Here is a 9,255-nt window from a genome sequence, read left to right on the forward strand (position 1 = left end):
AACGACGGTCGAACCGAGGCCTGTCAGCGAAGCGGCGTGGTTGTTTTCGCCCGACAGACGTTTAAAACCCCCACGACTGTCATCAGTCGCCATCCCAGGTGTTTCCCAGGCTTGAGTGGCTGAGCGGCTGAGCTGACATGGACAGGGGTGAACAAACGCGATCAGGGGCGGCACCCAGGGCGCGGACCCGCGCCTGAAGCGCATGGGCGATGCGTTCGGCATCGTCCTCTCCCTGACCTTCCCGCGCGAGCGTCTCGGCGTCGACCGGGGCGCCGATGCGCAGCTCGACCGGGCGTGGGCGGAGCCGCAGCGAGCCGGGCGGCAGTGCCTCGCGGGTGCCGCTGAGATGCACCGGCAGGATGGGCACCTTGCTGGCGAGGGCCAGCGAGCCGATACCGGAGCGAAATGTCTGCAGCTCCCCGTTCGATGAGCGTTGGCCCTCGGGGAACCAGATCAGCATGCAGCCCTGCTCGAGTGCGGCGGCACCGAGCGCGAGGCTGGTCAACGGATTGCCGGTGGGGTCCACCGGCAGCACCCGCATGCCGCGGCTCAGCAACCGCATCCAGGGCCGGTTGAACATGATCGCGGTCGCGCCACCCCAGCAGGTGGTGCGGCGACGCGCGTGATCAAGCACGGCCAAGATCGCTCCCGGATCGACGGCACTGAGGTGGTTTGGCGTCAGCAGACAGGCGCCCGAGGTGGGGATTTGCTCGCTCCCGCTCGCTTGCAACCGAAACGGCCCGCGCAGGAGCGGGCGCACCAGTGCATGCACGAGCGTCGCGAGCCATCGTAATGGCGCCGGCGGCGGGGATAAGCGCTGTCGCTCGGTCTCGTTGAGCTGCGCCTCCGGGTCTTGCAAGTGCTCGATGAGCGTGGCTCCGGTGACTGCGGTTTGCTCGGCCTCAATGGCCTCCTGCAGCAGATCGCGTACACGCTCGATGCGACCGATGGCCTCCTCGTCGAGCGCCAGGCCGGCCTGCTGCTGCAGATCCAGGGTCAGGTCCACCCATTCCAGCGAGTCGATGCCGAGGTCGAGGCTCAGATCGGTATCCGGAGTGATTGGACGGTCCGAGAAACGCTCGCCGAGCCAGTGCCAGACTCGATGGGCGGCCGGGTCCTCGAGCAGCTGGCGATCCTCTGGCGCGAGATCGTCGAATGGCGCCAGCCCCGGCTCGGGGGCGGTCTCGGCCCCTTTGGACAGCGTCTCGAAGCGCTCGGCGAGGCGAGGGCGGCGCAGCTTGCCGAGCCGGGTGCGCGGCAGTGGCGAGCGGTCGAGTCGCAGGCTGTCGATCTGCTGGGTGCTCGCCAGCTCGCGCGATGCCGCGGTGATCTCGTCGCTGATCTGCTGTCGCAAGCGGTCTTGATCCTGATCGCGCGTGGCCTCAGCCTTTGGTACGACGACGGCCGCGAGTCGGCCTTCGTGGCCGAGCAAGCCGACCTCGCGCACCGACGGGCAGTGCTCGAGACGCGCCTCGATGCGCTCGGGGTCGATGTTCTCGCCGCCGGCAAGCACTATCCGCGCCGATGTGCGACCGCTGATATGGAGCCAGCCCTGCTCATCGAGATGGCCCAGGTCGCCGGTGCGCAGCCAGCCGTCGTCGCTGAAGACCTCGGCGTTCTTCTCGGGGAGATCCAGATAGCCGTTGAAGATATTCGGCCCCTTGGCTTGGATCTCGCCTTGAGCCTGAATCCCGTCTTGGCTTGGTGTCCGATCACCCACCTGACCAGGCTCTGACTCATCTTCACCGGCCTTTGAGTGCTCTGAATTCAGCGTCTGTTCTGTTGCCTGCGCTTGGCCCGCTGCCTGACTGGAGCTTGGCGTCTCTGCGCCGCTCGCAGCGTCGTCGCGATCCTTGTCGCTGCCGGGCTGCTGCGCTTGAATGCGGAGCTCGACTCCGGGCAGGGCGCGCCCGGCGCTGTCGAAGCGTCGCTCGGGCGGGGCGAGGAAGGTCAGGATCGGCGAGGTTTCGGTAAGCCCGTAGCCGGTTGCGACCTGCCAGCCGAGCGCGTCGAGCCGCCAGGCAGTCTTGGCCTCGAGCGCGGCCCCACCGGAGATGAGCAATCGCAGCTTTGGCGCCACTCGACGGCGTAAAGGTGCGAGCAGCGGCGCGCCGGGGGTGATGCCGGTCCTCTGACGCACCGCGATCGATAGGCCGAGCAGCCCCGAGAAGGCGGCGCTGGCGAGGCGCCCGGCACCGGCGACGCGCCGATCAATGGCGTCGAGCAGCGCCGAGTAGAGCCGCGGGATGCCGAGCATCGCGGTGGCCTCGCCTTCCTTCAGCGCGCGCACCAGCTGTGGGCCGGTCAGCGAGTAGGGCAGGATGATGCCGATCCCGAGCGCCAGCGGGGCCAGCATCCCGAGCGAGAACGGATAGACGTGATGCAGCGGCAGCGGCAGCAGCAGCCGATCGCTGGGATCGACGATGTCCTGGCTCAGGATCGCCTTGAGATTCGACAGCAGGTTGTGATGGGTCAGCGGGACGCCCTTGGGCGGCCCGGAGGTGCCGGAGGTGTAGAACAGGACCGCTTCGGCGGATGGATCGGGGTGCTCGCCGAGGTCGCGGGTGGTGTCAGACGCCTCATCAGGCGTTTCCCGCAGCAATCTGGCGATTGAATGGGCGCCAGCGGGTCGGGCATCGCCGTTGGCGTCGTCGTCGCCGCTGGCATGCGCACCCTGATCGCGCTCATCAGCGCGATCGGTGCCGTCAGTGTCATGCTCCTCATTACCCTCATCGCGATCGAGCAAGACGAGCGTTGGCTGCGTCTCGGCGGCCTGCTGCAGCTTGTTGGCCAGCCGCTCGGTGGTCAAGGCCCAGCGCGCGCCGCTGTTGGCGGCGATATGAGCCAGGTCGCGCTCACCGAGTTGGCTATCGACCGGCACCGGGATGGCCCCGGTGCTGATGATGGCGAGGCAGGCGATGATCCACTGTGGCGAGTTCGGTGCATAGAGCAGGACACGCGTGCCGGGCTCCAGCCCGGCGCTGCGAAGTCCGGCGGCCAGGCGCTGCGCCTGGTTCGCCAGTGTCTCGGCGCTCCAGTCGCGACGCCGCTCGCGTTCGAGCTCCACCAGCGCGATGGCATCGCCACGCTCGTGCAGCAGTGAGATGAATTCATCCAGTGTTCGAATCTCACTGAGCGCTCGTCGCTCGCTGCTCACTTAACTTGCCTCCGTCTGTTCGTTGATCTGTGCAGACCCATTCGAGCCGAGAATCTGAGCCAGGGTCTGGGCATTCTGTGGCGCATGGCCGGCTTCGTCATTGTCGAACCAGCAGTAGGTGTCCAGGCCGCGATCGGCCCAGCCTTGCAAGGTCTCGGCCCATCGCTCGAGCGCCTGGTTGGAGTAGCAGCCGCGATAGGGGCCGTTGGGTCCGTGCAGGCGCAGATAGACGAAGTCGGCGGTGAGATGCGGAGCGGTCTCGTAGCCGTCGAGGTCATAGATGCAGAAGGCGGCGTTGAAGCGTTCGAGCAGCGCCAAGCTCTCGTCGTTGATCCAGCGCTGATCGCGAAACTCGAAGGCCCAGCGCCCTTTATCCCCGCCGGCATCATGGCCGGCATCCTCGCTGGCATCCTTGAGCGCATCGAGGAACTGCTCCAAGCGCTCGGGATTGAACCGCCATTTCGGTGGAAGCTGAAACAGTAGCGGGCCGCGTTTGGGCCCCAGGATGCGCATGCGATCGAGCAACGTTGTCAGCCCCTGCGCCGGGTCCTTCAGCTTCTTCATGTGGGTGATGTAGCGGCTCGCCTTGACCGCGAAGCAGAAATCGTCCGGCACGCTGTCGCGCCAAGCGGCGAGGCTATCCTCACTGGGCAGCTGGTAGAAGCTGTTGTTGATCTCGGCGCCGTTGAAGGTCTGCGCATAGGCCTGCAAACGGCGCTCGCTCGGTAGCGTCTCCGGGTAGAAGGGGCCATTCCAGTGGTCATAGGACCAGCCGGAGGTGCCGATGCGGTGCCTTGCCATAACTCGTTATTCTGATGCGATCCCTGAATAGCGCGCGGCATCTCAGCGCAGGCCTGGCCCCACTGGGCTGTCCGGGCCGGTATCGACGTCCGCGTCGAGATCATTGGCAGGCTCGACGACCAGCCGCGAAGGCAGCTCTCGGCGCTCGAGCAGGTTGTCGATGGCGCGGACCCCGTCGACGCGTTCGGCGATGGTGTCGGCGACGGCCCGCTCGAACCTGCTGTCGACATAGCCGGAAAGCTCGACGATGCCGTTATGGACCACCACCGTGATGCGCTCATCGCCCAAGGCTGGGTGATTTGCCAGTGCTTGGCGAACGCCGCTGGCGATTGTGGCATCGGTCGGGGCTTCAGCCTGGACCTTGGCAGCGGGTTGGAGCGCCAGGGCTAGCGCGAGGGCCAGCGGTATCCAAACGAGGCGCTTCGCGGATAGCGGTGTTCTTGGGGACCACGGAGTCGGAAGTTGAGTAAACATGATGTCCTCACGGGTTTGCTAGCGGCGTAATGAGTCATGGCCAGGACGCTCTTTGTGTTCATTGACCGTTCGGTGGCTGGCAATCGGGGCAGAGATACGCGGTTCGGCCACAGGCCTTGAGCGGTCTGATGGTGCCGTCGCAGCGTGGACAGGCCGCGCCCGCTTCGCGGTGCGGCAGCAGGAAGTCGTCTGGTAGACGCTGCGGATCAGCTCCTGCCTCGATGCTGATCTCTAGGACCTCGGCACGGGCGGCAAATAGCCCGCGCAGCGCGTCCTCATTGAGATCGGAGACCTTGGTCTTGGGATGCATCCGGGCTCGGTAGAGGATCTCGTCGGAGTAGACGTTGCCGAGACCGGCCAGGATCTGCTGGCTCATCAGCCAGCACTTGACTCCTGAGCGACGACCCTTGGCGAGATCGAGAAAGCTGTCCTGATCCACGCTCAGTGCGTCGACGCCGAGCTCACGCTCGGCGATGAAGTCGTCGGGGTCATCGATCAAGGAGATGAGCCCGAGCTTCCGGGGAGCGACATAGGCAAGGCAGGTGCCATCCTCGAGCTCGAGACTGAAGTCGGTATGCGCCGGCCTCTCCTGCGAGCAGTCGAACCGCTCGAGACGGCCGCTCATGCCGAAATGCAGTACCAGCCATCGACCCGAATCGAGCCCCAGAAACAGGAACTTGCCGTGGCGGCGAGTGCGCTGCAGTCTGCACTCATGCAGCTCGCGTCCCAAGGATTGCACTGAGCCGCCCTCGAGGATCTCCGGCTGCGGTGCACTGACATGCTGAATCCTGCCGCCGACGGCCCAGGCATCAGCGCGCTGCTTATAGACTTCGACATCAGGGAGCTCGGGCATCAGTCGACCTCAGGCTCATTCAGGGTCAGTGCGGGCAAATACGCTCAACGAGAGCTAGACCCCAAACGGATAGGTGTCCGGCAGGCCAGCGGCTCGTCGCGTCGGCAATGGCGTGACCGCAGTGGTCTCGTCGAACCAGATGTACTCGTCGAACTGCCGCGGCAAGCTCGCGCTGAAATAGTGGCTTTGGCGCTCGGTCTCAGGTCGGTAGATGACGCCGATCGCGCGCTCAAGCTGAGGCTTGATCAGCGCGCTGCGCAGGGCCCCAAGCTGGGCGGCATCACCGTTAAAGCCGTTGCGGCTGCGCAAAGGCAGCGTGAACGCGCTGAGGCCGGTCTCGTGGCAGAGACGCTCATAGCTGCCATTGATCGCTGGACGAACCTGCTTGACGCGCATCGGCCCATCCCAGTCATCGGCGGCGGCGACGGTGCCGTGATCGGTGCCAAAGCCGATCAGCGCGGCGTCGTCGCCAAACTCACGGCGGCAGAGCTCACCGACATTGGTCTCGCCGTGGGCACTCATCTCGGTGGCGGCGGCGTCGCCGATATGCGAGTTGTGCTCCCAGACCACCGCTTTGCTGCCCGGGCCACGAAAGTCGAGCAAGCTGCGCAGGGTCTCGAACATGTGGCTGTCGCGGAGATTCCAGGACTCGGCGCGGCCGTAGTACATGGCCCGGTAGTACTGCTCGGAGTCGGCGACGACACGGGCATTCTGGACCGCGTCCATGAAGCGCAGTCCATCCTGCTGCTGGTAGTCGAGGCGCTTGGCCAGGAGGTCTTTCAGCATCGATAATACATCGGTCTCGCAGCTCTCCCATCGGCCGGTCAGCACCGCCGCGCCGTAGTCGGCGGGCTCCTGTTCCCAGGGGCTGAGGCAGCCATAGCGCTCGCGCGCGAGCGCGGCAGTCTCCGGGTCGACGCCCTCGAGATAGTCCAGCACGGCGCCGATCGACGAGAACATGCTGTACAGGTCCAGCCCGTGGAAGCCGACACGCTCGTGGGCGGCTGCGTGGGTGGTGTTATAGCCGCGCAGCCATTGGACGAAGTCATGGACCTCGGCATTGCGCCACATCCAGGTGGGAAAGCGCGCGAAGGCCTGCCAGTCCGGCGGTTGAATATCGAGATGCCTCACATAGGTGTCGATGCGCTGGGCATCGGGCCAATCCGCCTCGACGGCGACAACGTCGAAGCCATGGTGCTCGATGAGCTCGCGGGTGATGCGCGCTCGCATGCGATAGAACTCCGAGCTGCCATGGGTGGCCTCGCCGAGCAGCACCACGCGTGCGCTGCCGATGCGTTGCAGTAGGCCCTCGATCGGCGCGCTGTCCGGGTCATCGAAGAGCTCGGCGGCTTGGGTCAGGATCTCGGGGATCGGCAGGGACATAAGCTACGCTCTTGTCGGCTACTGAATGTTGAGGCGGAACGCACGGGGGGCTGTTCTGGCCACTCGCTGGGAGGCCTCTCGATTCGTTACAGCTGTTTGCTGTGTGTGTTCGCTGTTCGCTATAGCAGCAAGATCTTGGCCAAGAGCGGATGTCAGCTGTTCGGCGAGCTTGGAGCAGGCTGCTATTGCGAGCAGGGGGCAGCTGGTTGCGGTCAGTTGTGAGGGTTATCGGGGCATTGCCCCCCGCGACTGGGCAAAATGCACCACCGCTCGCCCGTCATGCATCGCGCTCAAGCCCCGTCAGATAGATCAGCAGGGCCTCGACGTCATCGGGCGCGCGCAGGCGATAGTCCGCGGCGCTTGGGCGCGCTGCTTCAGCGACCAGGATGCTGATTCCACCCAGTTGGCGCAGCACGCGGAAGGCATCCTCATCGGTGTCATCATCGCCGAGATAGAGTGGCAGCACGTCGGGCCCCTCGAGCCCAAGCTCGGAGAGCAGCCAGCGCAGCGCCTGGCCCTTGTCCCAGTCGACATCCGGGCGCAGCTCGAAAAGACGTTTGCCGCCGGTCTGACGGAGACCGTCGAGACTGCGTTGGGTCTGGTCGACCGCCTCGCGCACCCGCGGCAGATCCCTGTCAGCGACCTGGCGCACATGGATCGCGACCGCGAAGCGCTTGCGCTCGACACGGACGCCGGCGACGTCCGCGAGTCGCGCCTCGAGCGTTGCGGCTGCCTGTTGCAGTGCATCGAGCGCGTCGATGCCCTCGGGAAGCTCCATTCTCAGATCCGGCCGCAGATCCGGCCGCGGGTCTGGGCCGCGGATATCGAAGCCGTGACTGCCGGCATAGATCAGGTTGTCGAGCCCGACCAAGGCGCTGATGTCGTCCAAGTCACGACCGCTGATCACGGCCAGCGGCATCTGCTCAGCGGCGTCCCGCAAGGCGCGGCGCATGCTGTGGCTCAGTTGGGCGTCTGCCGGGCGCTCCACGATCGGGGTCAGGGTGCCGTCATAGTCCAGAAAGAGCGCCGGTTGCTTGTCCGCGAGTCGGTCACTGATGAGCGCCATCTCCTCGAGTAACGGTGGCATCTCGCGATGGGTCGATTCGATGCCGATTTGGCACAGATCATCGAACACCAGATCGGCCCCCTTGCTCAGCAGCGACTCGCGCTGGCCGTCGCGATCGATGCCGATGACCAGCCCGAAGTGGCCACGGCTCGCCGCCATCACGCCCGCGGTGGCGTCCTCGAGCACCGCCGCGCGCTTGGGCTCGCAGCCGAGCTGCTGGGCGGCCTCGACGAAGGTATCCGGGTCGGGCTTGCCTGCCAGCTCCAGTGCCTCGGCCTCGACACCATCCAGGTGCTCATCGAACAGCCCATTGAGCCCCGCCTGTTGCAGGATGAGCTCGCAATTCTTGCTGGCCGTGACCACCGCTGTGCGAAAGCCGGCACGGCGCAACCGTCGCAGCAGATCGACCGCGCAGGCGTAGACATGGATGCCACGCTGCTCGATCAGCTCGCGGAAGAGGGCGTTCTTACGGTTGCCGAGCCCATGCAGGGTCTCGTGCTCGGGCGGGTCATCGGGCTCGCCCTCGGGCAGATCGATGCCGCGCGCGAGGAGGAAATGCTTGACGCCCTTGAGACGCGGTCGGCCATCGACGTAGCGGCGATAATCGTGGTCGTCATCGAACCGACTGTGATCCTCGCCGGCCGTGGCCGGACGCTCGCTCAGGTAGTCGTCGAACAGCCTTTTCCAAGCCTCGGCGTGGATCTCGGCGGTGCGGGTCAGGACGCCGTCGAGGTCGAACAGCACGGCATCGAGCCGGTCGCGCGAGAACACCGGCCGTGCGTTGGTCATCGCGGGCTGTCCATCGGTCATCGCAGCGCTCATGGCATCTCAATTCCAGGGCCAGGGCAGGACATGCGCTTGGTCGTGGCGCCGTTGGTCGCAGTCCCCGGCCAGTCGATCAGTGGTCGATCAGGTGCATAAACTAGAGGCAAAGCCCATGCCGTCATGACAGGGGTGCGGAGTGCTGGACCGACGCTTTCGCCTTTTCGCTTGGCCTTGCAAGGCGCTGGTGATCCATCCGATGGTGCATCTGGCCCCACGTCGGTGGAAACCCACCGTCGTTGCGGGTAACGAGCCACCCTTGCCGACGTTCGGATGAGTGTTTGCAGCCGTGGTCACGGCAACGACGGGAAGCTAGCCACTGGGGGCGTGATGGCACGAAACCTGCCTTTGTGAGGAGGAAAGTCACGGCTGGGGGTCTAGGCATGCCGAGAGAAGAGATCGATCTAAGCTGCAAGGTCGAGTACCTATCGGTCCTCGATGAGGACGGCCATCTTGATGAAGCGCTGGCGCCGGACGTCTCCGACGAGCAGCTCGAGCAGATGCACCGGGTGATGCTGCTAGCGCGGCGGTTCGACGAGCGGATGCTGAACCTGCAGCGCCAGGGGCGGATCGGCACCTTCGCTCCGGTCTCCGGTCAGGAGGCGGCGCAGGTCGGGGTGATGGCGGCGTTGCAGGCGCAGGACTGGTTTGTGCCGTCGTTCCGCGAGTTTGCGGCATCGATCTGGCGCGGCACGCCGC

Annotated in this window: 7 protein-coding genes; 1 reads left to right on the forward strand and 6 read right to left on the reverse strand. The window is 65.6% G+C overall.

What is annotated here, in order from left to right; all coding sequences use genetic code 11:
- Window positions 1-82: 82 nt before the first annotated feature.
- The 6 genes from CCR82_RS04745 to otsB form a co-directional block, all read right to left on the reverse strand.
- Window positions 83-3,157, reverse strand: coding sequence for an AMP-binding protein (locus CCR82_RS04745; RefSeq protein WP_201244265.1), 3,075 nt, complete (start codon window positions 3,155-3,157; stop codon window positions 83-85).
- Window positions 3,158-3,958: a DUF72 domain-containing protein gene (locus tag CCR82_RS04750; protein ID WP_201244266.1), complete on the reverse strand. Its 801-nt coding sequence runs from the start codon at window positions 3,956-3,958 to the stop codon at window positions 3,158-3,160. It lies immediately after the preceding gene.
- 42 nt (window positions 3,959-4,000) lie between these two features.
- On the reverse strand, window positions 4,001-4,432 hold the full coding sequence (locus CCR82_RS04755; protein ID WP_201244267.1) for a BON domain-containing protein: 432 nt from the start codon (window positions 4,430-4,432) through the stop codon (window positions 4,001-4,003).
- Window positions 4,433-4,490: 58 nt separating this feature from the next.
- Window positions 4,491-5,285: an Fpg/Nei family DNA glycosylase gene (locus tag CCR82_RS04760; RefSeq protein ID WP_201244268.1), complete on the reverse strand. Its 795-nt coding sequence runs from the start codon at window positions 5,283-5,285 to the stop codon at window positions 4,491-4,493.
- Between the two features lie 54 nt (window positions 5,286-5,339).
- Window positions 5,340-6,668, reverse strand: a complete 1,329-nt coding sequence (locus tag CCR82_RS04765; protein WP_201244269.1) for an erythromycin esterase family protein — start codon at window positions 6,666-6,668, stop codon at window positions 5,340-5,342.
- A 277-nt stretch (window positions 6,669-6,945) separates the two neighbouring features.
- A complete protein-coding gene (otsB, locus tag CCR82_RS04770; protein WP_201244270.1) occupies window positions 6,946-8,556 on the reverse strand; it encodes a trehalose-phosphatase in 1,611 nt (536 codons plus the stop codon).
- A 383-nt stretch (window positions 8,557-8,939) separates the two neighbouring features.
- Here otsB and CCR82_RS04775 point away from each other — a divergent pair.
- A partial coding sequence (locus tag CCR82_RS04775) for a thiamine pyrophosphate-dependent enzyme (RefSeq protein ID WP_242513258.1) occupies window positions 8,940-9,255 on the forward strand: 316 nt, incomplete at its 3' end.

The organism is Halochromatium salexigens (assembly GCF_016653295.1).
GTDB lineage: Bacteria > Pseudomonadota > Gammaproteobacteria > Chromatiales > Chromatiaceae > Lamprobacter > Lamprobacter salexigens.

What these genes read in the sequence shown, in the direction of transcription:
- CCR82_RS04750 (WP_201244266.1), bottom strand. Translation starts at nt 3,958, where the DNA reads ATGGCAAGGCACCGCATCGGCACCTCCGGCTGGTCCTATGACCACTGG.
- CCR82_RS04755 (WP_201244267.1), bottom strand. Translation starts at nt 4,432, where the DNA reads ATGTTTACTCAACTTCCGACTCCGTGGTCCCCAAGAACACCGCTATCC.
- CCR82_RS04760 (WP_201244268.1), bottom strand. Translation starts at nt 5,285, where the DNA reads ATGCCCGAGCTCCCTGATGTCGAAGTCTATAAGCAGCGCGCTGATGCC.
- CCR82_RS04765 (WP_201244269.1), bottom strand. Translation starts at nt 6,668, where the DNA reads ATGTCCCTGCCGATCCCCGAGATCCTGACCCAAGCCGCCGAGCTCTTC.
- otsB (WP_201244270.1), bottom strand. Translation starts at nt 8,556, where the DNA reads ATGAGCGCTGCGATGACCGATGGACAGCCCGCGATGACCAACGCACGG.